Source organism: Bacillus sp. S71, from assembly GCF_016625265.1.
Classification (GTDB): domain Bacteria; phylum Bacillota; class Bacilli; order Bacillales; family Bacillaceae_G; genus Bacillus_A; species Bacillus_A cereus.
This window is the reverse complement of the sequence record NZ_JACVUW010000022.1, coordinates 21,856-48,288: the sequence shown is the minus strand read 5'-3', so window position 1 is coordinate 48,288 and position 26,433 is coordinate 21,856. Positions and strand designations below refer to the sequence as shown.

The window sequence follows — 26,433 nt, the reverse complement described above, 5'->3', positions numbered from 1 at the left end:
GTAGTTGGGACCTTGTCCCTGTGAGAGTAGGACGTCGCCAAGCAACTAAAAACACAAGTCTTTTGACTTGTGTTTTTTTGTATTGTTAAAAAGAATGGGAAAGAAGTAATGGTAATACAAACACGTTGCCCAAGAGTTAATCATATTATATAAGAGATGGGTGTATATTTTTCTGGAAATTGTTAAGGATTAGAAGTATAAAATAGGTTCACTTAAATAGGGAGGGAAGGTTATGAAATTACAAAGTGAAGTTTGTATTGTTTGTGAGACAAAAAGAAAAGAAGGTATATATGTTTATAATAATTTAATATGTTATGAATGTGAAAAGGATATGGTGAATACAGAGACAGATGACCCGAAATATATACATTATTTAAAGCAACTTCGAAAATTAGAAGTATCATATTTTTAAATAGGCATATGCCTATTATTTTTTTTGTTCTGTATAATAGATGGAGAATGAATAATAAGGAAGAGATGTAGATGAATCAAAAGCATATGCCTTTATATGAGGCGTTAATCGAGTTTAAAGAAAGAGGGCCGTTATCCTTTCATGTCCCAGGTCATAAGAATGGTTTAAACTTCCCTCAGAAGGCAATAAGAGAGTTTAAAGATATTCTATCTATTGATGTAACTGAGTTAGCAGGACTAGATGATTTGCATAGTCCGTTTGAATGTATAGATGAGGCACAACAATTATTGGCTGAAGTGTATGATACAAAGAAAAGTTATTTTTTAATTAATGGTTCAACAGTCGGGAACTTAGCGATGATTTTGTCTTGTTGTGGGGAACATGATATTGTTCTTGTACAAAGAAATTGTCATAAATCAATTATTAATGGTTTAAAACTAGCGGGAGCAAATCCCATTTTTTTAGATCCATGGATTGATGAAACTTATAACGTACCAGTGGGAGTTCGTAATGAAATTATTAAGAAAGCAATTGGAAAATATCCAAATGCGAAAGCACTCATTCTAACGCATCCTAATTATTATGGTATGGGCATGGATTTAGAGGCAAGCATCGCTTTTGCACATGCACATGAAATCCCTGTTTTGATAGATGAGGCACATGGGGCACATCTTTGTTTAGGAGAACCATTCCCGAAATCAGCGTTAACATATGGTGCAGATATTGTAGTGCATTCTGCACATAAGACATTACCCGCAATGACAATGGGTTCCTATTTACATATAAATAGTTACTTAGTAGACGAAGAGAAGGTTACTACTTATTTAAGTATGCTACAATCTAGTAGTCCATCGTATCCAATTATGGCTTCCTTGGATATAGCACGCTTTACAATGGCGCGTATAAAAGAAGAAGGTCATGGTGAAATTGTTGAGTTTTTACGGAGATTTAAGGAACGGTTACGTTCTATTCCCCAAATCGCCATTTTAGAATATCCGTTGCAAGACGAGTTAAAGGTTACCGTACAAACTCGTTGTCAGTTATCAGGGTACGAATTACAGTCCGTATTTGAAAAGGTCGGTATATATACAGAGATGGCTGATCCGTACAATGTCCTATTTATTTTACCCCTGCAAGCAAATGAGGGGTATATGAAGGCTATAGAGATGATCCGAGTAGCATTGCAACATTATGACGTGAAAGACAAGAGGGAATCTATTCGTTATACTTATAAAGGTGAATTCTCTCCTTTGCCGTATACGTATAAACAACTAGAAAGATATGGAACAAAGATAGTATCTATAGAAGAGGCTGTTGGAATGATAGCGGCGGAAATGGTGATTCCGTATCCACCTGGGATTCCATTGGTTATGTATGGAGAGAGAATTACTTCAGAGCATAAAGAGCAAATTATGTATTTAGAGAGAGCAGGAGCTCGTTTTCAAGGTAATACGAAATATATGAAAGTGTATGATATAGAAAGTAGGTTTTAGGATGAAGGGATTATTTGTAACAATTGAAGGCCCAGAAGGTTCAGGTAAAACAACGTTAATTAAAAGCTTATTGCCATATTTTGAACAAAAAGCACAAAAGGTAATGGCGACAAGGGAACCAGGTGGTATTGCAATTTCTGAGGACATTAGGACGATTTTACATAAACAAGAATATACGATGATGGAAGCACGTACAGAAGCGCTTCTTTATGCTGCTGCGCGCAGACAACACTTAGTAGAAAAAGTTATGCCAGCACTTAATGAGAACTATCTCGTGTTATGTGATCGTTTTATAGATAGCTCTTTAGCATATCAAGGCTATGCAAGAGGATTGGGTATGGATAAGGTATTTGAAATAAATCGTTTCGCAACAGAGGACTGTATGCCTAGTTTAACAATTTATCTAGACATCGAGCCTGAGGTTGGCTTGGCTCGGATTGAAAAAGATGCAGGACGTGAAGTAAATCGACTAGATATGGAAGATATCTCTTTCCATAAACGTGTGCGCGAAGGGTATTTACAAGTTGTAGAACGTTTCTCGGAGCGTATTGTATTGGTAAATGCTGATCAGCCGATGGAAAAACTTATAGAAGAAGTTGTTCAGATTATAGAAGATAAATTGTTATAATAGAAGGAAAGAATGAAATAAGTGAGGTATGCATTATGATGAAGACGTGGGAGCAGCTTTCTGCTATACAACCCATCGGTGTAAAAATGTTGATGAATAGCATTGCAAAAGAGCGTATATCCCACGCTTACTTGTTAGAGGGAGGGAAAGGTACGGGAAAGTTTGCGACAGCAATTCAAATGGCAAAGAGTTTCCTCTGTTCTCAGCGGAATGGAGTAGAGCCCTGTCATGTATGCACAAATTGTAAGCGAATTGATTCAGGTAACCACCCTAACTTACATATTGTAAAACCAGACGGATTATCTATTAAGAAGCAGCAAATTCATGATTTACAAGAAGAGTTTTCAAAAACAGGATTAGAGGCAAATAAAAAATTATATATTATTGAGCACGCAGATCGTATGACAGCAAATGCGGCAAATACACTTTTGAAATTTTTAGAAGAACCAAGTAGTGATACAACCGCTATTTTACTTACTGAACAAAGTCATCAAATTTTAAATACGATTTTATCTCGTTGCCAAGTTGTTACGTTTAGACCGTTACCTACAGAATCTTTAATTAGAAGATTACAGGAAGAAGGTATTACAGCATCTTTATCGACACTTGCTGCTCAACTCACAAATAGTTTTGATGAAGCTTTAGCTTTATGTAGTGATGAATGGTTTGCACAAGCACGAGCTTTAGTGATAAAATTATGTGAAGCGCTCGAAAAAGATAAAACCTCTATTTTTTTTGTACAAGAAAAATGGGGAAAACACTTTGGAGAGAAAGAACAATTACAGCAAGGGTTAGATATGTTACTCCTTATTTATAAGGATTTACTATATGTTCAACTTGGAGAAGAAGATCGTCTTGTTTTTCATGAGCAGAAAGAGATGTTTGAATCGTTTTCCTATGCTCAGAAGCGCATTGTATCAGCTCTCTTTAATATATTAGAGGCAAAAAATAGAATCAACGCTAATGTAAATGCGCAGCTTGTGTTCGAACAGTTAGTGTTGCGGTTGCAGGAGGGATGACCGTTTTGTATGATGTAGTAGGTGTTCGCTTTAAGAAGGCCGGAAAGGTATATTACTTTGATCCAAATCAGTTCGATATCTCTGAAAATGAGTTTGTTATTGTAGAAACGGTAAGAGGTATTGAATACGGAAAAGTAGTTATTACCAAAAAGCAAGTTGATGAAAACGACGTTGTATTACCGCTAAAAAAGGTTATTCGTATTGCAAATGAAAATGATCGTACCATTGTTGAAGAGAACAAACATGCTGCAAAAGAAGCATATCAAGTCTGTCAGCAAAAGGTAGTAGAGCATAATCTTGATATGAAACTTGTAGATGTAGAGTATACATTCGATCGTAATAAGATTATTTTCTATTTTACTGCGGATGGTCGGATTGATTTCCGCGAACTAGTGAAGGACTTAGCGGCAATTTTTAGAACAAGAATTGAACTAAGACAAATTGGTGTTCGTGATGAAGCGAAGATGCTAGGTGGTATTGGTCCATGTGGTCGTATGCTTTGTTGTTCTACTTTTTTAGGAGATTTTGAACCTGTATCCATTAAAATGGCAAAGGATCAAAATTTATCATTAAATCCTGCAAAAATCTCTGGTTTATGTGGTCGCTTAATGTGTTGCTTAAAATATGAGAATGATGAATATGAGGCAGCAAAGGAACAACTTCCTGATTTAGATCAACGTATACAAACCCCGCATGGTACTGGCCGTGTGATCGGATTAAATATTTTAGAAAGATTAATTCAAGTGGAACTAGTAGACAAGGAACGGATAGTAGAATATACGTTAGATGAGTTAGTGAATAAAGGGGTCGTTTCGAGTCAAACCACAGATTAATGAGGTGGGTGCTTGTGGAGAAAAAAGATATTTTTGAATCGGTTTCTAGTATGGAAGAGCAAATTGGACATTTATACAAACAGCTGGGAGAGTTAAAACAGCATCTTGCAGAGTTGTTGGAAGAAAACCAGCATATAAAAATGGAAAATAACAATTTGCGACACCGTTTTGAAGAAGTGCAGAATAAAGAAAAACAAAAAACTCAAAAGCGTAAAGAAGTGAAGCCGAAAACAGATATTGGTGAAGGCTATGACAATTTAGCGAGACTGTATCAAGAAGGTTTTCATATTTGCAATCTGCATTATGGAAGTGTACGTAAAGAGGGAGATTGTTTGTTCTGTCTGTCATTCTTAAATAAAAAGTGAAATTACCTTTCCAATTATAATTGGAAAGGTAATTTTTTATACATGAAATAGGGTAGGTTAAGGGTAAGAAAAGGAGCAGTATATGAATTTATATGAAGATGAACGTTTAGATTACTTATTAGCGCAAGACATGAAGATTATACAAAGCCCATCAGTATTTAATTTTTCTTTAGATGCTGTTTTACTGGCAGATTTTGCATGGGTACCAATTCAAAAGGGGAATTTACTTGATTTGTGTACAGGTAACGCAGTTGTCCCCCTTCTATTAAGTACAAGAACAAAAGGAAAGATTACTGGTGTGGAAATTCAAGAACGCTTATATGATATGGGAGTAAGAAGTGTTCAATGTAATGGGCTGGAAGAAAGAATTCACCTCATACATGGAGATTTGAAAGATATGCCAGAGAAACTCGGACGTCATCAATATGATGTTGTTACATGTAATCCACCATATTTTCAAACACCTCAAACTTCAGAGAAAAATATGAATGAACATTTAGCGATAGCTCGTCATGAAATTATGTGTACATTAGAAGATGTTGTATCTGCAAGTAGTCAGTTAGTAAAACAAGGTGGGAAAGTGGCGTTTGTACATCGTCCAGGGCGATTACTCGACATTGTCACATTAATGCGTAAATATAAAATTGAACCAAAGCGTGTGCGATTTGTTTATCCTAAGGTTGGAAAAGAAGCAAATACATTGTTAATTGAAGGAATTAAGGATGGAAATGCAGATTTAAAAATTTTACCACCTCTCGTTGTATATGAGAACAATAACGAATATACAAAGGAGATACGTTCAATTTTATATGGAGAAGAATAAGCATTTTTTTTATGTGGTAGAGTGCTCTGATGGAAGTTATTATGCTGGATATACAAACCATATAGAAAAACGAATACAGACTCATAATAGCGGCAAAGGAGCTAAGTATACACGCGTCAGGCTTCCTGTCGTTTTAAAATATGTAGAGACCCATGATGATAAGCGTACAGCTATGCAAGCGGAGTATTACTTTAAGCAATTAACGAGAAAACAAAAAGAGGCATATATGCAAAAAGGAGAACGCTATGTGGCAACAAAAAAGCTTTCAACAAAATGAAAAGGGAGTTTTATATTTAGTACCAACTCCTATTGGAAATTTAGAAGATATGACATTTCGTGCAATCCGAATTTTAAAAGAAGTTGATTTAATTGCTGCTGAAGATACGAGACAAACGAAAAAACTTTGTAATTATTTTGAAATTGAAACACCTGTCACGAGTTATCATGAGCATAATAAAGAAGTAAGTGGAAAGAGAATATTAGAGAAGTTAGAGGATGGAAAGAATGTAGCACTTGTTAGTGACGCTGGTATGCCGTGTATTTCTGATCCGGGTTACGATATTGTTGTTGAGGCAGTAGCTGAGCAATATCATGTAATTCCGCTTCCTGGAGCAAATGCAGCCCTTACAGCATTAATTGCATCCGGTCTTGAAACAAAGCAGTTTTATTTCTATGGTTTCTTGCAGAGAAACAAAAAGGAACGGAAGATGGAGTTAGAAAAGCTTCGTTATGTACAAACTACAATGATGTTTTATGAAGCGCCTCATCGTTTAGATGATACTTTAATTTCGATGCAGGAAGTGTTGGGAAATAGAGAGATTGTATTGTGTCGAGAGTTAACGAAAAAATTTGAGGAATTTATTCGAGGGACAATTCAAGAAGCAATTGAGTGGACGAAGCAAAATGAAGTACGTGGTGAGTTTTGTATTTTAGTAGCTGGTTCAACAGAAGAACCTGCTCCAGAAGAACAATGGTGGGAATCTCTTTCAGTATATGATCATATTGAACACTATATAAATGAAAAAGGTATGAATTCAAAAGAAGCGATTAAAACAGTCGCTAAAGATCGAGATTTGTCGAAAAGAGATGTATATCAAATCTATCATGTCGATAAAAAATAAGCTTCTCATAATTGAGAAGCTTATTTTGCTGTTTCGATATAATCTTGAAGTTCGTTTAAGATTTGCTCAGCGCCTTCTTTGCTTAAGATGATTTTACCTTCAGCTAAAGAAAGGTTACCGTCAGATACTTCACCAGTTACTTGGCAAGTCATGTTTGGTTTATATTTCTTTAAGATGATTTTTTCGTCATCAACATAGATTTCAAGAGCGTCCTTTTCTGCAATACCTAAAGTACGGCGTAATTCGATTGGAATTACTACACGACCTAATTCATCAACTTTACGAACAATACCAGTAGATTTCATAATTTTTTTCCTCCTAAATAAATAGTTTATAAGTTTCGAGTCTATTTTTAGATTCGTCATTTTTCGACAAAATACCCTATGGACATATGATACCAATCATTTACATTTCCGTCAATTCTTAAATTCTATATTTTTTAAAAAGATTTATAGATTTCTTATTTCTTATATATAATAGATTGAGAGGAAATTCCACAATTATTTACAATATTTTCAGAAAAAAATAACAAATTTCAAGTGAAGATTGTATATTTTTTTGAAATATGAGCAATAGATGATAAAGATATCGAGCATTAAGACCCAGAATTCAAAATTAGGTTGGCTTAAAGAAGATAAGTGAGGTTCGGGCTGCTCGTAAAAGCCCGATTGATGTGGGCTAATAATCAGTGGGGATGAAGAAAAACCCCACTGATTAAAGTTTCACTTTATATATGAGTTTTTGATATACTGTTTATAAATACATATGAGGTTATTCGGGAGGTCCAAAACAATGACAGAGGAAAATAAGTCCTTTTATATTACTACCCCAATTTATTATCCAAGTGGAAAATTACACATTGGACATGCTTATACGACAGTAGCAGGAGATGCGATGGCACGATATAAGCGTATGCAAGGATATAATGTGCATTATTTAACAGGAACTGATGAGCATGGACAGAAGATCCAAAAGAAAGCAGAAGAGTTAAATATTACGCCACAGGCATATGTTGATAATATTGTTGCAGGAATTAAAGAGCTTTGGGAGAAGATGGATATTTCTTATGATGATTTTATTCGTACAACTGAAGATCGTCATAAAGATGTTGTCGAAAAAATCTTTAAGCAATTAGTAGATCAAGGTGACATTTATCTTGATGAATATGAAGGTTGGTATTCTGTACAAGATGAGACGTTCTATACAGAGCATCAATTAGTAGATCCAATTATGGAAGGTGACAAAGTAGTTGGAGGGAAAAGCCCAGATAGTGGTCATGATGTAGAACTTGTTCGTGAAGAATCTTATTTCTTTAGAATGGGTAAATATGTCGACAGACTATTAAAGTTCTATGAAGATAATCCACATTTCATTCAGCCGGAGTCTCGTAAAAATGAAATGATTAATAATTTTATTAAACCAGGATTAGAAGATTTAGCAGTTTCTCGTACTTCATTTGACTGGGGAGTTCGTGTTCCTGGTAACCCAAAACACGTTATTTACGTATGGGTTGACGCATTATCTAACTATATTACGGCGTTAGGTTATGGAACAGCAAATGAAGAGAAATATAAAAAATTCTGGCCTGCAGATGTGCATTTAGTTGGGAAAGAAATCGTTCGTTTCCATACAATTTATTGGCCGATAATTTTAATGGCATTAGATTTACCTCTTCCAAAGAAAGTCTTTGCTCATGGCTGGATTTTAATGAAGGATGGAAAGATGAGTAAGTCAAAAGGAAACGTAGTAGATCCAGTTACATTAATCGATCGTTATGGATTGGATGCATTACGTTATTACTTACTTCGTGAAGTTCCATTTGGATCTGATGGCGTATTTACACCAGAAGGATTTGTGGAGCGTATTAATTTCGACTTAGCAAATGACTTAGGTAATTTATTAAATCGTACAGTAGCTATGATTGATAAGTACTTTAACGGAGAAATCCCTGCATTTAAAGCAAATGTAACAGAATTTGATGAAACGTTAGTAGCGTTTGCACAAGATACTTTGAAAAAAGTAGAAGAAGCAATGGAGAATATGGAGTTCTCTGTAGCGTTAGGATCTATTTGGCAATTGGTTAGTCGTACGAATAAATATATTGATGAAACACAACCATGGGTATTAGCAAAAGATGAGAATGATCGTGAAAAGTTAGCTTCCGTAATGGCTCATTTAGCAGAAGTACTTCGTCAAACAGGTATTATGCTTATGCCATTCTTAACAGTAGCACCAAGCAAGATGTTTGCTCAGCTTGGCCTTACTGATGAGGCTCATAAATCTTGGGAAAGTCTATCTACAATTGGCTGTATTCCAGCTGGAACAAAAGTAGAAAAAGGAAACCCAATTTTCCCTCGTTTAGAAATAGAAGTGGAAGTAGAGTACATTAAAGAACAAATGAAAAGCTCTGCCCCTAAAGTAGAAGAGAAAAAAGAAGAAGAGCCGAAGGCAGAAGAAATTACAATTGATGATTTCTTTAAAGTAGAATTACGCGTAGCTGAAGTACTATCTGCTGAACCTGTGAAAAAAGCAGACAAGTTGTTAAAAATTCAACTAGACTTAGGCACAGAAAAGCGTCAAGTTGTTTCTGGAATTGCAAAATTCTATTCGCCAGAAGACCTAAAAGGTAAAAAGGTTATTTGTGTAACAAACTTAAAACCTGTAAAATTACGCGGTGAATTATCGCAAGGTATGATTTTAGCGGGTGAAGAGAATGGCGTATTGTCATTAGCATCAATTGACCAAAATCTACCAAATGGTACAAAAATCAAGTAATTAAGACAAGAAAAGAGATGTTTCACGTGTAACATGTGTGAAGCGTCTTTTTTCTTTTTACATTCTCTATTTTTGCATTAAGATTGTAGTATTGTTATCGTTAAGTTATTAAAGAACTTATTTTTGTAGAATAAACTGGATTTCAATATAAAAGGAGTTATGTATTATGTTGTTTGATACACATTCGCATTTGAATGCAGAGCAATTTGAAGAAGATTTGCAAGAAGTTATTGCCCGAATGAAAGAAGCGGGAGTTACTTATACAGTTGTTGTTGGTTTTGATGAAGTAACGATAAAAAAGGCGATGGAATTAGCTGAAGCTTATGATTTTATTTACGCTGCGGTTGGATGGCATCCAGTTGATGCAATTGACATGACAGAAGAACATTTAGCTTGGTTAGAAGAACTTGCTTCTCATCCTAAAGTCGTTGCACTTGGAGAAATGGGTTTAGATTATCATTGGGATAAGTCTCCAAAAGAAATACAGAAAGAAGTATTTCGTAAACAAATTGCATTAGCGAAAAAAGTGAAATTGCCGATTATTATACATAATCGCGATGCAACTCAAGATATTGTTGATATTCTAGAAGAAGAGAATGCAGCTGAAGTAGGAGGCATTATGCATTGTTTTAGCGGCAGCGTAGAAGTAGCAGAGCGATGTGTTGATATGAACTTTCTAATTTCGTTAGGCGGACCAGTTACATTTAAAAACGCTAAAAAGCCGAAAGAGGTTGCTACGGAGATTCCATTAGAGAAATTGTTAATAGAGACGGATTGTCCATATCTAACGCCGCATCCATTTCGAGGGAAACGAAATGAACCGAGTTATGTAAAACTCGTAGCAGAAGAAATTGCGAATTTAAAAGGTGTTTCTTATGAGGAAGTAGCAGAAATGACAACCAAAAATGCAAAAGCTTTATTTGGTGTTGAATAAAAAAGAATGGGGAAACCTGTTCTTTTTTATTTTGAAAAAACACTAGTAGAAGTGATGAAGAAAATAAATGTGAATGATGAAGTGTTACAATAAGGACAGAGAACAAAGATTTTTCTATTCTATTTTTTAAAATATAAGAATGAGGAAAATAATAATGGAAAAGTCGTCATTTTTTTGTTTTACTAAGTAGAGACGAAACGAGTGTGGAGGCAAGCATGAAAATAAAAGAGATTATCGTTGTAGAAGGTAAAGATGATACAGTTGCGATTAAGCGTGCTGTTGATGCGGATACAATTGAAACGAACGGTTCAGCAATCGGTGATCATGTTATTGAGCAAGTTAAATTAGCGCAGCAAAAAAGGGGCGTTATTATTTTCACAGATCCAGATTATCCTGGAGAGCGTATTCGAAAAATTATTTCTGACAAGGTTCCCGGCTGTAAGCATGCCTTTTTACCGAAGGAAGAAGCGCTTGCTAAAAGGAAAAAGGGAGTTGGGATCGAACATGCTTCTAATGAGTCGATTCGCCGTGCTCTAGAGAATATACATGAAGAAATGGAAGCTTATACAAGTGAAATTAGTTGGAGTGATTTAGTCGATGCAGGCTTAGTGGGCGGAGAAATGGCAAAGAGCCGCAGAGAAAGAATGGGTAAGCTATTAAAGATTGGTTATACAAATGCAAAACAGTTACATAAACGATTACAGATGTTTCAAGTTTCAAAGGAATCATTTGGAGAAGCTTATAAGCAAGTAATACAGGAGGAAAAAAAATGAAGGATATCGCAACGCCAAATCGTACAAAAGACATTGTTGAAAAGTATGGATTTTCATTCAAAAAAAGTTTAGGACAAAACTTTTTAATTGATACAAATGTATTAAATCGTATTGTCGATCATGCAGAAATTGGTTCAGAAAGTGGTGCAATTGAAATTGGACCAGGTATCGGTGCATTAACAGAGCAATTAGCGAAGCGTGCTAAAAAAGTAGTGGCTTTTGAAATTGATCAAAGACTATTACCAATTTTAGATGAGACGTTAGCACCATATGGTAACGTTACAGTTATTAATAAAGACGTACTAAAAGCGGATGTACATGAAGTATTTAATGAGCAATTTGAAGAAGGGCAAGATGTAATGGTAGTAGCTAACTTGCCATACTATATTACAACGCCAATTTTATTTAAATTGCTTGAAGAAAAGTTACCAGTTCGTGGATTTGTTGTTATGATGCAAAAAGAAGTTGGAGATCGTTTAGCTGCTAAACCTGGAACGAAAGAGTATGGTTCTTTATCGATTGCTATTCAGTATTATACAGAAGTTGAAACAGTTATGACTGTACCGCGTACAGTGTTTGTACCACAGCCAAATGTTGATTCTGCAATTATTCGCCTTCTAAAGCGTCCGAAACCGGTTGTAGAGGTGACAGATGAAACATTCTTCTTTGAAGTAGTACGAGCAAGTTTCGCACAGCGCCGTAAAACTTTGATGAATAATTTATCAAATAATTTAAATGGTTTCCCGAAAGATAAGGAATTATTGGATCGAATTTTAACAGAAGTAGGAATTGATCCAAAGCGAAGAGGCGAAACGCTATCTATTGAAGAGTTTGCAACATTAAGTAATGCATTGGTTCTTCATAAATTATCATAAGAATATGAAAGGGACAGTTCAACTTGAACTGTCCCTTTTGTCACCTTTCTCCCTCTAAATTCATATTTTAAAAACAGGTAAGATGGCCTAATGAGTTTGGAGGTAGGAGAATGGCTTTACATGTTGGAGAATTAGTGGAACGATATTCTCATAAGAGGGATATTCTTTTTCGTATTATAGAAATAAAAGGCGAGATAGCTATATTGTTTGGAGAGGAAATTAGACTGGTGGCGGATGCGCCACTTGAAGATTTAATTAGTATAGATCAACGAGAACATAAAAAAAGGGTGAAGCGTGAGAAAGAAACAATGGAGCGCACGTATCGTTTGTTTCAACAAGATTATGTGTTAATGAAACAAAGGCATGAACATACTTCAACTGGTGGATACACAAGTGAGGTGAATTATTTTCAAATGCCGGGACGTGTATTGCATATAGATGGAGACCCTTTATATTTGCGCAAGTGCTTAGACTTATATAACAAAATTGGCGTTCCTGTACAAGGTATTCATTGTAAAGAAACGGAGATGCATGAAAAAGTAGTAGACTTAATAGATCACTTTCGCCCAGACATTCTCGTTATTACGGGGCATGATGCATATACAAAATCGAAAGGAGTGAAGGGAGATTTAGCGGCATATAGGCATTCAAGGCATTTTGTACAGGCTGTTCGAGAAGTGCGAAAAAAATATCCATCATTGGATCAACTTGTTATTTTTGCTGGGGCATGTCAATCGCACTTTGAGGCACTAATTCGTGCAGGGGCCAATTTCGCTAGTTCACCATCTAGAATTAATATTCATGCACTAGATCCTGTATATGTAGTTGGTAAAATTAGTTTTACTTCATTTATGGAGAGAGTCAATGTATGGGATGTCGTACGTAATACAATTACTGGTGAAAAGGGACTAGGTGGAATTGAAACGAGAGGGATTTTACGAACGGGATTACCTTTTCAACATTACGAAGAGTAAGCAGGGTACATATGTATCTTGCTTTTTTGTATGGAAGGATTTAAATGAATTTGGATAAAAAGAGACAAGAACGTACAGACTACGTAATGATACTTTTACAATATAGTATTTCTTCTATCTATTCAAACGCAAGATGATATTAGCTGTGAATCGAGGTTAATAATTAGGATAGATATATCGTGTTTTAAGTGTTCAATCTAAATTACAGCGAGGTGTAGCGAAGTATATGTCAAAACGTTTAGATGAAATTAAAAGCGAATTAGATCACCATCTTGGACAGCGACTTATGTTAAAAGCAAATAGTGGAAGAAGAAAAACTGTGGAGCAATCAGGTGTACTAGCAGAAACATACCGTTCTGTTTTTGTTGTACAATTGGATCAACAAGAAGATGCGTTGCAACGTGTATCTTATAGTTATGCAGATGTTTTAACAGAGACAGTAGAGTTAACATTTTATGGAGACCCTCATGATGAGGTCATTTTATAATCCATATATCATTACATATATTCCCATAAATGAAAAGCTATATTATTTTGCATACTAACTATACCGTAGCAAAATAAGGAGGGACTCTGCATTGAGTAGACGAAGAGGTGTCATGTCAAACCAATTTAAAGAAGAGCTAGCAAAAGAGCTTGGCTTTTATGATGTTGTTCAGAAAGAAGGATGGGGCGGAATTCGTGCGAAAGATGCTGGTAACATGGTGAAACGTGCTATAGAAATTGCAGAACAGCAATTAATGAAACGAAACCAGTAGTTGTAAGATACTTTCTATGCTACGGTAGCCGAGGAGACATTCCTCGGCTTTTTGTACTCTAAAAGGTGCCATCATTTTACATAAGTAGTTTCATTCTGAATGCTTTTCGTTATAATTAGGGAAGTGTCATCGTCTTACTATAAATTTATGGTAAAATAAACGATAAAAGATTGAGTACATAGAGTGGGTGAATAGATTGAAGCTACTAGTGAAAGCACCAGCAAAGATTAATCTGTCGTTAGATGTACTGGGAAAAAGACAAGACGGATATCATGAAGTGAAAATGATTATGACAACCATTGATTTAGCAGATCGTCTAGAACTAACGGAATTAGCAGAAGACCGTATTGAAATTTTATCCCATAATCGGTATGTCCCAGACGACCAACGAAATTTAGCTTATCAGGCAGCGAAATTATTAAAAGAGAAGTTTAATGTAAAAAAAGGTGTATCTATTACTATTGAAAAAACGATTCCAGTAGCAGCTGGATTAGCAGGTGGAAGTAGTGATGCAGCAGCGACATTACGTGGTCTTAATAAATTATGGAATTTAGGGCTTACAATTGATGAGTTAGCAGAGCTTGGCGCAGAAATTGGATCAGATGTATCTTTCTGTGTATATGGCGGCACAGCAATTGCCACTGGAAGAGGAGAGAAAATTGAGCATATAAAGACTCCGCCTTCTTGTTGGGTTATTTTAGCGAAACCACATATAGGTGTATCTACTGCTGATGTGTATGGAAATTTAAAGTTAAATCGAGTTACACATCCAAATGTAGATAAAATGGTTGATGTCATAAATTCTGGAGATTATAAAGGGATTTGTGATACTGTTGGTAACGTTTTAGAAGATGTAACATTTGGAATGCATCCTGAAGTTGCACGTATTAAATCACAGATGAAGCGATTCGGAGCGGATGCTGTATTGATGAGTGGAAGTGGTCCAACTGTATTTGGACTTGTACACCATGATTCTCGAATGCATCGCATTTATAACGGATTAAAAGGATTTTGTGAACAGGTCTATGCGGTACGTTTATTAGGAGAGCGAGAAACGCTTGAATAAAGACGTATAATACGTTATGATTTGTTTAGAATATTCGTGATTTGAGGTGAGAGTATGAAAATTAGAAGAAGTACAAGATTAGTCGATATGACTTATTACTTGCTACAAAACCCTCGTCAGCTAGTATCTCTCACTTTTTTTGCTGAAAGGTATCAATCGGCTAAGTCTTCCATTAGTGAGGATTTAGTTATTATTAAGCAAACGTTTGAACAACAAGGGGTCGGCACATTGCAAACGATACCAGGAGCAGCAGGAGGAGTGAAATATATACCGTATATAAGTGAAGAAGAGGCAGATCTAATTATTGATGAGCTTTGTGGCTTATTTGAAAATCCAGATCGTATTTTGCCTGGCGGTTACTTATACATGACAGATTTATTAAGTAATCCTCGCCATATTAATGGCGCAGGTCGTTTGTTTGCTTCTGTTTTTGCTAGGCAATCAATTGATGCGGTTATGACAGTGGCAACGAAAGGGATTCCACTTGCTTATGCAGTGGCAAATTACTTAGATGTACCAGTTGTAATTGCAAGGAAAGATAATAAGGTAACAGAAGGTCCGACTGTTAGTATTAACTATGTGTCGGGTTCTTCTAAACGAATTCAAACAATGACGTTAGCAAAACGCAGCCTTCCAGAAGGATCGAATGTTTTAATTATTGATGACTTCATGAAAGCTGGCGGAACGATTCAAGGTATGATGAGTATGTTAGAAGAGTTCAAGGCTAATGTTGTTGGTATTGGTGTATTAGTAGAATCCACAGATATTGAAGAACGACTAATTAATAATTTTGTATCATTAATTCGTCTATCGGAAGTTGATGTGAAAGAAAAAACGATTCAAGTGGAAAAAGGGAATTATTCTCTTGCACCATTTGATGAAGGGCTTGTAGAGGCTGAATAAAAGGTAGAGCAGATAGCTCTATCTTTTTTTATTTTATTTATAGATTATAAAATAGATGGACAAACTGCCTTTCGTACACTATTTTTAAAGAGTAAAATAAATAATAAAAGGGTGAAAAGTATGAAAGTTGTTCAAACAAGCAAGGCACCACAAGCGATTGGACCTTACTCACAAGGGATTATTGTAAATAATATGTTTTATAGCTCAGGACAAATTCCATTAACGGAAAATGGGGAGCTTGTAACAGGAGATGTAACAGTACAAACAGAACAAGTATTTCAAAATTTACAAGCGGTATTAGAGGAAGCGGGTGCTTCATTTGATACAGTCGTAAAAACAACAGTATTTTTAAAGGACATGGATGATTTTAATGCTGTGAATGAAGTATATAGCTCTTATTTCTCTACTCATAAACCAGCTCGATCTTGTGTGCAAGTAGCAAAATTACCGAAAGATGTTTCCGTTGAAATTGAAGTAATCGCCCTAGTTAAGTAACCTTTTGTAAGCGATAACCTCCACTAATCTCTATATTCAACTACATTAAAAATTTTTATCTTAAAAATTTTTAAAAAATTAAAGGGAAAATAGAAAATTTGTGGAATTTATACAAATATATCGCTTATTTAGAAAAGGGTGGTGAACACAAGATGGAAGTGACTGACGTAAGATTACGCCGCGTAAACACAGAAGGCCGCATGAGAGCAATTGCCTCTATTACTTTGGACCATGAATTTGTTGTTCATGATATTCGTGTAATTGATGGTAATAATGGATTATTTGTAGCAATGCCAAGTAAACGTACTCCAGATGGAGAGTTCCGTGACATTGCACATCCGATTAATTCTGGTACACGCTCTAAAATTCAAGATGCGGTTTTAACAGAGTATCATCGTTTAGGCGAGTTAGAAGAGGTTGAGTTTGAAGAAGCAGGTGCTTCGTAAAATTCGAATGAAAAGGGCTTTGACGAAAAGCCTTATAATTTTGTAGCAAACTCCTGTAAGCATTTACAGGAGTTTGTTTTTTTTGCTTTATATTTGAAAATTTCATAATTCATTAACATAAAAAGAAGAAACTACTAATTTTTTCAAAATCATTTTAAATAGTATAGCTTATTTCTTAAAAAAGATACTAAAGAGTAAAACATCTTATAAGAATTATGGTAAAATTTAATAGTTAAAATGTGTTTCTTGAAATATATGATGATTTAGGATAATATCTTTAATGGATAAATAGGTTGCGATGGAGGGTCTATATGTCAAACAGATTTGCAGTGATTCTAGCTGCAGGTAAAGGCACACGTATGAAGTCTAAGCTATACAAAGTGCTGCATCCTGTATGTGGAAAACCTATGGTACAACACGTAGTCGATCAAGTATCTCAATTAGGATTGCAGAAACTTGTAACGGTTGTTGGGCATGGTGCTGAAATGGTACAAGAACAGCTAGGAAACGTAAGTGAGTTTGCATTACAAGCAGAACAACTTGGTACAGCACATGCTGTAGATCAAGCTGCAAGTGTACTTGCAAATGAAGAAGGAACAACTTTAGTTATTTGTGGGGATACGCCGCTAATAACTGCTGAAACGATGGAAGCATTACTTCAGCAACATAAAGAAGCAGGAGCAATGGCGACGGTGCTAACAGCGTACATAGAAGAACCTGCTGGATATGGCCGTATTGTTCGTAATGAGAATGGTCATGTTGAAAAGATTGTTGAGCATAAAGATGCAAATGAGAAAGAATTAGCTATTAAAGAAATCAATACAGGTACGTATTGTTTTGATAATAAGGCTTTATTTGCTTCACTTTCTAAAGTTTCAAATGATAACGTACAAGGTGAATATTACCTTCCAGATGTTATTGAGATTTTAAAAAATGAAGGTCATATCGTATCAGCTTATCAAACAGAGCAGTTCGATGAAACGTTAGGTGTTAACGACAGAGTCGCTCTATCGCAAGCGGAAATTATTATGAAAAACCGTATCAACCGAAAGAACATGGTAAATGGTGTTACAATTATTGATCCAAGTAACACTTATATTTCTGCTGATGCAATTATCGGTAGTGATACAGTTCTTCATCCAGGAACAATTATTGAGGGGAACACTGTAATTGGTTCTGATTGTGAAATTGGACCGCATACAGTAATTCGTGATAGTGAAATTGGAGATCGTACGACAATTCGTCAATCTACTGTACATGATAGTAAACTTGGTACAGAAGTATCGATTGGTCCATTTGCACACATTCGCCCAGATTCAGTTATTGGAGACGAAGTACGCGTTGGAAACTTCGTGGAAATCAAAAAAACTGTCTTTGGTAATAGAAGTAAAGCTTCACACTTGAGTTATATCGGGGATGCACAAGTTGGAGAAGACGTGAATCTTGGTTGTGGTTCAATTACGGTGAACTATGACGGTAAGAATAAATTCAAAACTGTGATTGGTAATGGGGTATTTATTGGATGTAATTCAAACCTTGTTGCTCCAGTAACAGTTGAAGATGGTGCTTATGTGGCAGCAGGCTCTACAATTACAGAGAATGTTCCATCAAAAGCATTATCGGTAGCACGTGCACGTCAAGTTAACAAAGAAGACTATGTTGATCAATTGCTGAATAAGAAAAAATCATAATGTGGAGGGTTAATCTAGATGTCGACTCAATATCTAAATTCTAATTTGAAAGTATTCTCTTTAAACTCTAATAAGGAACTTGCTGAGCAGATTGCAAAGCATATTGGAGTAGGACTAGGAAAATGTTCTGTTGATCGTTTTAGTGATGGAGAAGTTCAAATTAACATTGAAGAAAGTATCCGTGGTTGCGATGTATTCATTATTCAATCTACAAGCTTCCCAGTAAACGAACATATCATGGAATTACTTATTATGATCGATGCATTAAAACGTGCATCTGCGAAAACAATTAATATTGTTATTCCTTATTATGGTTATGCGCGTCAAGACCGTAAAGCGCGTTCTCGTGAACCAATTACATCGAAACTTGTAGCAAACTTGCTTGAAACAGCAGGTGCAACTCGTGTAATCACTCTAGATTTACATGCTCCACAAATTCAAGGGTTCTTTGATATCCCAATCGACCACTTAATGGGTGTACCGATTCTTTCTGATTACTTTGAAACAAAAGGTCTTAAAGATATTGTAATCGTGTCTCCTGATCATGGTGGTGTAACTCGTGCAAGAAAAATGGCAGATCGTCTAAAAGCGCCAATCGCTATTATTGATAAGCGTCGTCCTCGCCCGAACGTATCAGAGGTAATGAACATTATCGGTAATATTGAAGGAAAAACAGCGATTTTAATTGATGACATCATTGATACAGCTGGTACAATTACATTAGCAGCAAACGCTCTTGTTGAGAACGGTGCTTCTGAAGTATATGCTTGCTGTACACACCCAGTATTATCTGGCCCAGCAATTGAGCGTATTCAAAATTCAAATATTAAAGAGTTAGTTGTAACGAACTCTATCGTATTACCAGAAGAGAAGAAAATCGACAAAGTACATGAACTTTCAGTTGCTCCATTAATTGGAGAAGCAATCATTCGTGTATACGAAGAAGAATCTGTGAGTGTATTATTCAATTAATTGGATAGAATGAGACGTAACCAATTTTGGTTACGTCTTTTCGTATCGAAAAAAGAAAGTAGTGGTACAAGAATGAAATTGATAGTAGGACTTGGGAACCCAGGTAGAGAATATGAATTAACAAGGCATAATATTGGATTTATGGCCATTGATGAACTTGCGAAGCGTTGGAACATTTCTTTGAATGAACAAAAATTTAAAGGTGTATTTGGTGCAGGGTTTGTTAATGGAGAAAAGGTAATCTTATTAAAGCCGCTAACATATATGAATTTATCTGGGGAAAGTATTCGTCCACTCATGGATTATTATAAAATTGATGTTGAGGACTTCGTTGTTATGTACGACGATTTAGACATTCCTGTAGGTAAATTGCGTCTTCGCATGAAAGGTAGTGCTGGTGGACATAATGGTGTAAAGTCAACGATTTCGCACCTAGGAACACAAGAATTTCAACGTATCCGTATGGGAATCGATCGCCCGAAAAATGGAATGAAGGTAGTCGATTATGTATTAGGACGCTTTACATCTGAAGAGATTCCGGATGTTAACCATTCTATTGAAAAAGCAGCGGATGCATGTGAAGAGTGGCTAAATAAGCCTTTTCTCCAAATCATGAATACTTTCAATAGTTAAAAATGAGATTGGGAATATTTCTCTTTTGTTTTACCCATACTAGTAGTAATTGAATTTTTAGGAGGCTAGTATGGAAGGGTATTATTATTGCAGACACTGCGGAGGTAATGTAGGCTCCATTAACGCAGAAAAAGTATATAGCGACGTTTTATTTCAACTAACAGAGCAAGAAGTAGTAGAGATGATTCATTTTCATGAGAATGGAAATATATATATAAAAACAATTTGTGAATCGTGTCAAGAAACGCTCGCATCTTATCCTGAGTATTATGAGTATGAAAAATTTCTGCAATAAAATGTTGTCGCTTTGGCATGTCCAAAGCATTTTTCTGTTTTCCTTTTCCAAAATATTTGCATAAAATAGAATGACTTGCTCTTTATGTTGAGAGGAGTTTTAAAAATGATAGGTTTATTAGAGCAATTTTATAAAAATGAAGAGATACAATCGGTTATTAATGGATTAGAAGATGGGTTAAAAGAACAACTTATATCAGGGATGGCAACGTCTTCTCGTTCATTATTAATGGCGGCTTTATATAAAAAAACAAAAAAATCACAATTAATCGTTACACATAACTTATACCAAGCACAAAAAGTACATGAAGATTTAGTGGCGTTACTTGGTGAAAAAGATGTGTGGCTATATCCAGTGAATGAACTGATAGCATCGGAAATTGGGGTTGCAAGTCCAGAATTGAAGGCGCAACGTATAGAAGTGTTAAATCGCTTGGCTGCGGGAGAGAATGGAATCATTGTAGCGCCAGTGGCAGGATTGCGTAGATTTTTACCAATAAAAGAATTGTGGAAGCAAAAGCAAGTTGAAATCAATCTAGGGCAAGAGATTGATTTAGATGCGCTCTTGCATACTTTACATCATATTGGCTATGAACGTAAGTCGATGGTAGAAGCTCCAGGGGAGTTCAGTTTACGCGGGGGAATATTAGATATTTATCCTTTAACTGAAGAACTACCATTTCGTATTGAATTTTTTGATACAGAAGTCGATTCTATTCGATTATTTGATGTGGATGAACAGCGTTCTCAAGGTAAAAAAGAAAGCGTTAGGTTTGGTCCGGCAACAGAGTTTTTATTTTCACAGGAAGAATTAAAATCAGGAATTCAGCATCTTGAAGAAGGTTTGACTAAGACGATGCAAAAACTTTCTGATGATAAACTAAAGACTACAGTGCTTGAGACGGTAAGTCATGAAATTGAGATGTTGAAAAACGGGCAAAGTATAGAACAGATGTTTAAATACTTATCTATTTTCTATAAAGAACCTGCTAGTCTGATAGATTATTTACCAGAAGATGGTGTTGTAATTTTAGATGAGATTTCCCGTATTCAAGAAACAGCATCACATCTTGAAACAGAAGAGGCGGAATGGTATATATCACTTCTTGGTGAAGGAACAATTATTCAAGATTTATCTTTCTCTCACGCATTTGAGGGGTTTCTTCATCATAAAAAAAGAAGTTTTGTATATTTAACGTTATTCTTGCGTCATATCGCACACACACATCCGCAAAATATTGTAAATGTAACATGTAAAACAATGCAAGATTTCCATGGACAGATGAATTTGTTAAAAACAGAAATTGATAGATGGAATGAAGGGCATTTTACGACTGTTGTACTTGGAACAGATGATGAACGTGTGAAGAAATTACAACACATTTTAAGTGATTATGATATTGAGGCAGATATTGTAGAAGGCACAGATATCTTATTGCCTGGAAGGCTACAAATTGCTGTAGGTGATTTACATGCAGGGTTTGAAATGCCGATGCAAAAGCTTGTTGTCATTACTGAAAAGGAGCTTTTTCATAAGAAAGTTAAAAAATCACAACGTAAACAAAAGTTATCGAATGCTGAACGTATTAAAAGTTATTCGGAATTAAAAGTTGGAGATTATGTAGTTCACGTAAATCATGGTATAGGTAAATTTTTAGGTATTGAGACATTAGAGATTAATGGTGTTCATAAAGATTATTTAAATATTAAATATCAAGGTAATGATAAGTTATACGTTCCAATTGAACAAATTGATCAAGTCCAAAAATATGTAGGGTCTGAAGGTAAGGATCCGAAAGTTTACAAATTAGGCGGAAATGATTGGAAAAAGGTTAAAACGAAAGTTGAAAAATCTGTACAAGACATTGCGGATGACCTAATTAAACTATATGCTGAGCGCGAAGCTTCAAAAGGCTATGCATATACGCCAGATACGGCAGAACAACAAGAGTTCGAATCATCTTTCCCATATCAAGAGACAGAGGATCAGTTACGTTCTATTGACGAGATTAAAAAAGATATGGAACGCGGACGCCCGATGGATAGGCTCCTTTGTGGTGATGTAGGGTATGGAAAGACGGAAGTGGCTATTCGTGCGGCATTTAAAGCAATTATGGATGAAAAACAAGTTGCGATTTTAGTACCGACAACGATTCTTGCGCAGCAACACTATGAAACAATTCGAGAGCGTTTTCAAGATTATCCAATCAATATAGGATTATTAAGTAGATTCCGTACGAGAAAGCAACAAAATGAAACGATTAAGGGCTTAAAGGATGGCACAATAGATATTGTAATTGGAACACATCGTATTTTATCTAAAGATGTCACTTATAAAGATTTAGGGCTTCTTATTATTGATGAAGAACAAAGATTTGGTGTGACGCATAAAGAAAAAATTAAACAATTGAAGGCGAATGTTGACGTATTAACATTAACGGCAACTCCGATTCCGCGGACGCTTCATATGTCTATGCTTGGTGTGCGCGACTTATCTGTTATTGAGACACCGCCAGAAAATCGTTTCCCAGTCCAAACGTATGTAGTAGAGTATAATCCAGCATTAATGCGAGAGGCGATAGAGCGAGAGCTTGCAAGAGGCGGTCAAATTTACTTCCTATATAACCGTGTAGAGGATATTGAAAGAAAAGCAGATGAAATTTCGATGTTAGTTCCAGATGCTCGCGTAACGTACGCACATGGGAAAATGAACGAAAGTGAATTAGAGTCTGTTATGCTATCATTTTTAGAAGGACAGCATGATGTTCTTGTAAGTACAACAATTATTGAGACGGGTGTAGATATTCCGAACGTAAATACGTTAATTGTATTTGATGCAGATCGTATGGGGTTATCACAGTTGTACCAGCTTCGTGGGCGTGTTGGACGTTCTAATCGTGTTGCATATGCATACTTTGCCTATAAACGTGACAAAGTGCTGTCAGAAGTTGCAGAGAAGCGTCTGCAAGCAATTAAAGAGTTCACAGAACTTGGATCTGGTTTCAAAATTGCGATGAGAGATTTATCTATTCGTGGAGCAGGTAATTTGTTAGGAGCAGAACAGCATGGGTTTATTGATTCTGTCGGATTTGATCTGTATTCTCAAATGTTAAAAGATGCAATTGAACAGCGAAGAGGAACAGATGGGGCTGAAAATACAGTTAATGTTGAAATTGACTTAGAGGTAGATGCATACTTACCAGATGCTTATATTTCAGATAGTAAGCAAAAAATTATGATGTATAAACAATTTAGAGGTGTTTCTGCAATTGAGGATATTGAAGAATTGCAGGAAGAAATGATCGATAGATTCGGTGATTACCCACAAGAAGTTGGTTATTTATTACAAATTGCAAATATTAAAGTGTTGGCAATGAAAGAACAAATTGAGTTAATTAAGCAGAATAAATTTGAAGTAACATTCCTGTTTTCTGAACAAGCAAGTCAAAATATTGATGGTGGAAAATTATTCATGCTCGGAAATAGTTTTGGGCGTATGATCGGTCTAGGAATGGAAGGATCACAATTGAAAATTGTTATGAAAACAAATGGCTTAGAGACATCGAAGTGGTTAACAATTGCTGAAAATTTATTAAAAGGCTTACCAGATGTGAAAAAAGAAGTAATAAATGCCTAAAATAAGATAAAAAAATACAATTCGACGTGCATAGAAGAACTAATGTGTAAAATACTATGTCTAACAGTTGGTGATTTTTACATGAACAGGTAAATTCACCACTTTGATCATCAGTAGAAAGTGAGGCAGCATTAGAATGAAAGCAACTGGAATCGTACGTCGAATTGATGATTTAGGCAGGGTAGTAATCCCAAAGGAAATTCGTAGAACTTTACGTATTCGAGAAGGAGACCCACTAGAAATATTTGTTGATCGCGATGGAGAAGTAATTTTAAAGAAGTATTCTCCAATTAGTGAACTAGGTGATTTTGCAAAGGAATATGCTGAGGCTTTATATGACAGCTTAGGACATAATGTGCTTGTCTGTGACCGAGATTCTATCATCGCAGTATCAGGCGTATCGAAAAAAGAATACTTAAATAAAAGTGTTGGCGATCTAATCGAAAAAACGATGGAAGAAAGAAAGTCTGTTATTATGACGGACGAAAGTGATATTTCCATTATCGATGGTGTAACAGAAAAGGTTCATTCTTATACAGTTGGACCGATTGTTGCAAACGGAGACCCAATTGGAGCCGTCATTATTTTTTCAAAAGAAGCTATTATAAGCGAAATCGAGCATAAAGCGGTTAATACTGCTGCCAGTTTCTTAGCGAAACAAATGGAACAGTAAGGGTATATTGGTTTTAGAAGTAGCAATCTTTCCTAATTATGATCTTTCTTTTTGAGAAATCAATTATTTGGAGATATATGTATATTGAATGAAGGTAGCGCTTTGCTACCTTTTTTCGTTGAATATTTTTAACGTGTAGGGACCTAGTATTACCCGTGGTGGTAAGGGAGTTTGTGCTTTTCTTTATGATATAATACGAGAGGTGAGAATAGAAAAAGGAGTTTTCTTGTATGGAAGCGAAGAAGTATCAAGCCTTTTGGCGTGGGGCTATTATATTAACGATTGCAAGTTTTGTTACAAAAGTATTAAGCGCTTTTTACCGTATTCCATATCAAAATATAGCAGGGGATATTGGTTTTTATATTTACCAACAAATTTACCCGTTTTATGGATTTTGTTTAATTTTAGCTACTTATGGGTTTCCTGTTATCATTTCAAAAATGGTTGCAGAACGACTAGAGTGGGGAAAACAGAAAGAAGCAGAAGAAATTATTTGTGTATCTTTTTGGTTTTTATTAGGAATTGGTTTTATAGGTTTCTTTACATTGTTTTTTGGGGCCGAAACAATCGCGATAGCTATGGGCGATATGCACTTAGATAAGTTGCTACGTGTTATTTCATTTTCGTTCTTATTGATGCCGTTTTTGTCTGTAGCAAGAGGGTATTTTCAAGGGTTCAATAATATGATGCCAACGGCTGTTTCGCAAGTAATAGAACAAACAATTAGAGTTTCTATTATTGTATTTTTATCGCTATTCCTAATTGCTCACGGATTTGATTTATATACAGTTGGTGCAGGGGCTATGTTAGGCTCAATTGCGGGTGGACTTATTGGGATTATTGTACTTATGTTGTATATGCGTCGAGATTTTCGTTCCATATTTTTTAAACGTGTAGCGAGAATTAAGGGTAAAAGGAAGATAATTAAAATCCTTTTTTGGCAGGGGTTAGCGATTTGTGTTAGTAATTTAGTGCTTATTTTTATACAGATGGCTGATTCAATGTCCTTGTACACTTTACTTATTGGTGCGGGAGAACAGGCTGAAAGTGCAAAAGTATTAAAGGGTGTTTATGATAGAAGTATTCCGCTAATGCAATTAGGTACTGTTGTGACGACTTCTTTCTCGTTATCACTTATTCCAATTATTACAGCGGCGAAGGAAAGAGGAGATCTTTCCTTTATTCAAGAAAAGGTAAAGTTAGCAATGAAAATAACATTTGTTATTGGATTTGCAGCAGCTATTGGACTAACTTGTATTATTCAACCTACGAATATTATGTTGTTTGAAAATAGTGATGGATCAGATGTTTTATCTATTTTATCTTTATCTATTTTATTTAGTTCATTGTCAATTACGACGGCTTCTATTTTACAAGGGTTGGGACAAACATTTAAGCCAGCATTATTTGTTGTATTTGGAGGTTGCTTAAAGTTAGCGTTAAATTATATATTCATGCCTTATTTTGGTGTGAAAGGGGCAGCCTTAGCGACTTTATGTGCGTTAATCATAATTTCTGGACTAAATAGTTTGTTGCTTATGAGAGCTGTATCAGGGTCACTTATCAATAAGCGAAATATGTTAGGTGTAGTAATTAGTGGTATCTGTATGGGATTTGTATTAATGATGTTCACGCGTGTGTTGCAGATGTCTGGATTAGTAATTGATACGGAACATAGAGCGAGCGCGACGCTTGAAGCGTTGTTAGGTGTAGCCATCGGCGGATTGACATATATGTTTTTTATTTTAAAATTACGTGTATTTACAAAAAAAGAATTAGGAACTGTTATGAAACAAGAGAAAAAAGAAGGTTCATTGAAGAAGAGTGGATAGAGGTGACA

At 35.5% G+C, this 26,433-nt stretch carries 28 protein-coding genes; 27 read left to right on the top strand and 1 reads right to left on the bottom strand.

The annotated features are described in order from the left end of the window. Positions 1 to 232 precede the first annotated feature (232 nt). From IBT51_RS26020 to rsmI, 9 genes are all read left to right on the top strand, one after another. Positions 233 to 412 (top strand): sigma factor G inhibitor Gin, encoded by a 180-nt coding sequence (locus IBT51_RS26020; RefSeq protein ID WP_000776279.1) that lies wholly within the window; start codon positions 233 to 235, stop codon positions 410 to 412. Positions 413 to 483: 71 nt separating this feature from the next. Further along, positions 484 to 1,905, top strand: coding sequence for an aminotransferase class I/II-fold pyridoxal phosphate-dependent enzyme (locus tag IBT51_RS26015; protein WP_200458874.1), 1,422 nt, complete (start codon positions 484 to 486; stop codon positions 1,903 to 1,905). Between the two features lies 1 nt (position 1,906). After that, positions 1,907 to 2,533: a dTMP kinase gene (gene tmk / locus IBT51_RS26010; protein WP_000677220.1), complete on the top strand. Its 627-nt coding sequence runs from the start codon at positions 1,907 to 1,909 to the stop codon at positions 2,531 to 2,533. Between the two features lie 35 nt (positions 2,534 to 2,568). Next, positions 2,569 to 3,552 (top strand): DNA polymerase III subunit delta', encoded by a 984-nt coding sequence (gene holB / locus IBT51_RS26005; protein ID WP_000978578.1) that lies wholly within the window; start codon positions 2,569 to 2,571, stop codon positions 3,550 to 3,552. A gap of 5 nt (positions 3,553 to 3,557) precedes the next feature. Beyond that, positions 3,558 to 4,385, top strand: coding sequence for a PSP1 domain-containing protein (locus IBT51_RS26000; protein WP_000272429.1), 828 nt, complete (start codon positions 3,558 to 3,560; stop codon positions 4,383 to 4,385). Positions 4,386 to 4,399: 14 nt separating this feature from the next. After that, positions 4,400 to 4,750 carry a DNA replication initiation control protein YabA gene (gene yabA, locus IBT51_RS25995; protein WP_000412063.1) on the top strand — a complete coding sequence of 117 codons (351 nt, stop codon included), beginning with the start codon at positions 4,400 to 4,402 and terminating at the stop codon, positions 4,748 to 4,750. An 82-nt stretch (positions 4,751 to 4,832) separates the two neighbouring features. After that, the gene (locus IBT51_RS25990; protein WP_069354731.1) at positions 4,833 to 5,573 is read left to right on the top strand and encodes a tRNA1(Val) (adenine(37)-N6)-methyltransferase; all 741 of its coding nucleotides are present in this window, start codon (positions 4,833 to 4,835) and stop codon (positions 5,571 to 5,573) included. Further along, positions 5,560 to 5,850 (top strand): GIY-YIG nuclease family protein, encoded by a 291-nt coding sequence (locus IBT51_RS25985; RefSeq protein ID WP_000414350.1) that lies wholly within the window; start codon positions 5,560 to 5,562, stop codon positions 5,848 to 5,850. The genes IBT51_RS25990 and IBT51_RS25985 overlap by 14 nt, the downstream gene beginning before the upstream one ends. Further along, a complete protein-coding gene (gene rsmI, locus IBT51_RS25980) occupies positions 5,819 to 6,694 on the top strand; it encodes a 16S rRNA (cytidine(1402)-2'-O)-methyltransferase (protein WP_000267824.1) in 876 nt (291 codons plus the stop codon). Before IBT51_RS25985 ends, rsmI begins: the two co-directional genes overlap by 32 nt. A 20-nt stretch (positions 6,695 to 6,714) precedes the next feature. Here rsmI and IBT51_RS25975 read toward each other — a convergent pair whose 3' ends face one another. Beyond that, positions 6,715 to 6,999, bottom strand: coding sequence for an AbrB/MazE/SpoVT family DNA-binding domain-containing protein (locus IBT51_RS25975; protein ID WP_000843036.1), 285 nt, complete (start codon positions 6,997 to 6,999; stop codon positions 6,715 to 6,717). Positions 7,000 to 7,486: 487 nt separating this feature from the next. Between IBT51_RS25975 and metG the strand changes: the two genes are divergently transcribed. The 18 genes from metG to IBT51_RS25885 all read left to right on the top strand — a co-directional run bounded on the left by metG (position 7,487) and on the right by IBT51_RS25885 (position 26,425). After that, positions 7,487 to 9,469, top strand: a complete 1,983-nt coding sequence (gene metG, locus IBT51_RS25970) for a methionine--tRNA ligase (RefSeq protein WP_000134131.1) — start codon at positions 7,487 to 7,489, stop codon at positions 9,467 to 9,469. Positions 9,470 to 9,635: 166 nt separating this feature from the next. Further along, positions 9,636 to 10,403, top strand: coding sequence for a TatD family hydrolase (locus IBT51_RS25965; protein WP_000895840.1), 768 nt, complete (start codon positions 9,636 to 9,638; stop codon positions 10,401 to 10,403). A gap of 215 nt (positions 10,404 to 10,618) precedes the next feature. Beyond that, positions 10,619 to 11,176 (top strand): ribonuclease M5, encoded by a 558-nt coding sequence (gene rnmV, locus IBT51_RS25960; protein WP_000692837.1) that lies wholly within the window; start codon positions 10,619 to 10,621, stop codon positions 11,174 to 11,176. Continuing rightward, positions 11,173 to 12,051 (top strand): 16S rRNA (adenine(1518)-N(6)/adenine(1519)-N(6))-dimethyltransferase RsmA, encoded by an 879-nt coding sequence (gene rsmA, locus IBT51_RS25955; protein ID WP_000651548.1) that lies wholly within the window; start codon positions 11,173 to 11,175, stop codon positions 12,049 to 12,051. Before rnmV ends, rsmA begins: the two co-directional genes overlap by 4 nt. A gap of 110 nt (positions 12,052 to 12,161) precedes the next feature. Beyond that, positions 12,162 to 13,025 (top strand): sporulation peptidase YabG, encoded by an 864-nt coding sequence (gene yabG / locus IBT51_RS25950; RefSeq protein WP_001173734.1) that lies wholly within the window; start codon positions 12,162 to 12,164, stop codon positions 13,023 to 13,025. 226 nt (positions 13,026 to 13,251) lie between these two features. Beyond that, positions 13,252 to 13,512 (top strand): biofilm formation stimulator Veg, encoded by a 261-nt coding sequence (gene veg / locus IBT51_RS25945; protein ID WP_000044346.1) that lies wholly within the window; start codon positions 13,252 to 13,254, stop codon positions 13,510 to 13,512. A 91-nt stretch (positions 13,513 to 13,603) separates the two neighbouring features. After that, positions 13,604 to 13,783, top strand: coding sequence for an acid-soluble spore protein SspF (sspF, locus tag IBT51_RS25940; RefSeq protein ID WP_002094215.1), 180 nt, complete (start codon positions 13,604 to 13,606; stop codon positions 13,781 to 13,783). 196 nt (positions 13,784 to 13,979) lie between these two features. Further along, the gene (ispE, locus tag IBT51_RS25935; RefSeq protein WP_000772104.1) at positions 13,980 to 14,849 is read left to right on the top strand and encodes a 4-(cytidine 5'-diphospho)-2-C-methyl-D-erythritol kinase; all 870 of its coding nucleotides are present in this window, start codon (positions 13,980 to 13,982) and stop codon (positions 14,847 to 14,849) included. A gap of 54 nt (positions 14,850 to 14,903) precedes the next feature. Continuing rightward, on the top strand, positions 14,904 to 15,752 hold the full coding sequence (purR, locus tag IBT51_RS25930) for a pur operon repressor (protein ID WP_000702467.1): 849 nt from the start codon (positions 14,904 to 14,906) through the stop codon (positions 15,750 to 15,752). A gap of 120 nt (positions 15,753 to 15,872) precedes the next feature. After that, positions 15,873 to 16,247, top strand: a complete 375-nt coding sequence (locus tag IBT51_RS25925; protein ID WP_000869823.1) for a RidA family protein — start codon at positions 15,873 to 15,875, stop codon at positions 16,245 to 16,247. Positions 16,248 to 16,399: 152 nt separating this feature from the next. After that, positions 16,400 to 16,693, top strand: coding sequence for a septation regulator SpoVG (gene spoVG / locus IBT51_RS25920; RefSeq protein WP_000454041.1), 294 nt, complete (start codon positions 16,400 to 16,402; stop codon positions 16,691 to 16,693). A 311-nt stretch (positions 16,694 to 17,004) separates the two neighbouring features. Next, on the top strand, positions 17,005 to 18,384 hold the full coding sequence (glmU, locus tag IBT51_RS25915) for a bifunctional UDP-N-acetylglucosamine diphosphorylase/glucosamine-1-phosphate N-acetyltransferase GlmU (protein ID WP_053563253.1): 1,380 nt from the start codon (positions 17,005 to 17,007) through the stop codon (positions 18,382 to 18,384). An 18-nt stretch (positions 18,385 to 18,402) separates the two neighbouring features. Then, on the top strand, positions 18,403 to 19,356 hold the full coding sequence (locus IBT51_RS25910) for a ribose-phosphate diphosphokinase (protein ID WP_000107420.1): 954 nt from the start codon (positions 18,403 to 18,405) through the stop codon (positions 19,354 to 19,356). A gap of 72 nt (positions 19,357 to 19,428) precedes the next feature. Beyond that, positions 19,429 to 19,989, top strand: coding sequence for an aminoacyl-tRNA hydrolase (gene pth, locus IBT51_RS25905; protein WP_000767702.1), 561 nt, complete (start codon positions 19,429 to 19,431; stop codon positions 19,987 to 19,989). Positions 19,990 to 20,059: 70 nt separating this feature from the next. Beyond that, on the top strand, positions 20,060 to 20,284 hold the full coding sequence (locus tag IBT51_RS25900; RefSeq protein ID WP_000399438.1) for an anti-sigma-F factor Fin family protein: 225 nt from the start codon (positions 20,060 to 20,062) through the stop codon (positions 20,282 to 20,284). A 105-nt stretch (positions 20,285 to 20,389) separates the two neighbouring features. Further along, positions 20,390 to 23,920 carry a transcription-repair coupling factor gene (gene mfd / locus IBT51_RS25895; protein ID WP_000579684.1) on the top strand — a complete coding sequence of 1,177 codons (3,531 nt, stop codon included), beginning with the start codon at positions 20,390 to 20,392 and terminating at the stop codon, positions 23,918 to 23,920. A gap of 136 nt (positions 23,921 to 24,056) precedes the next feature. After that, on the top strand, positions 24,057 to 24,593 hold the full coding sequence (gene spoVT, locus IBT51_RS25890; protein WP_000648306.1) for a stage V sporulation protein T: 537 nt from the start codon (positions 24,057 to 24,059) through the stop codon (positions 24,591 to 24,593). Positions 24,594 to 24,823: 230 nt separating this feature from the next. Next, entirely contained in the window at positions 24,824 to 26,425 is a 1,602-nt protein-coding gene (locus IBT51_RS25885; RefSeq protein WP_000387594.1) for a putative polysaccharide biosynthesis protein, read from the top strand. Positions 26,426 to 26,433 lie beyond the last annotated feature (8 nt).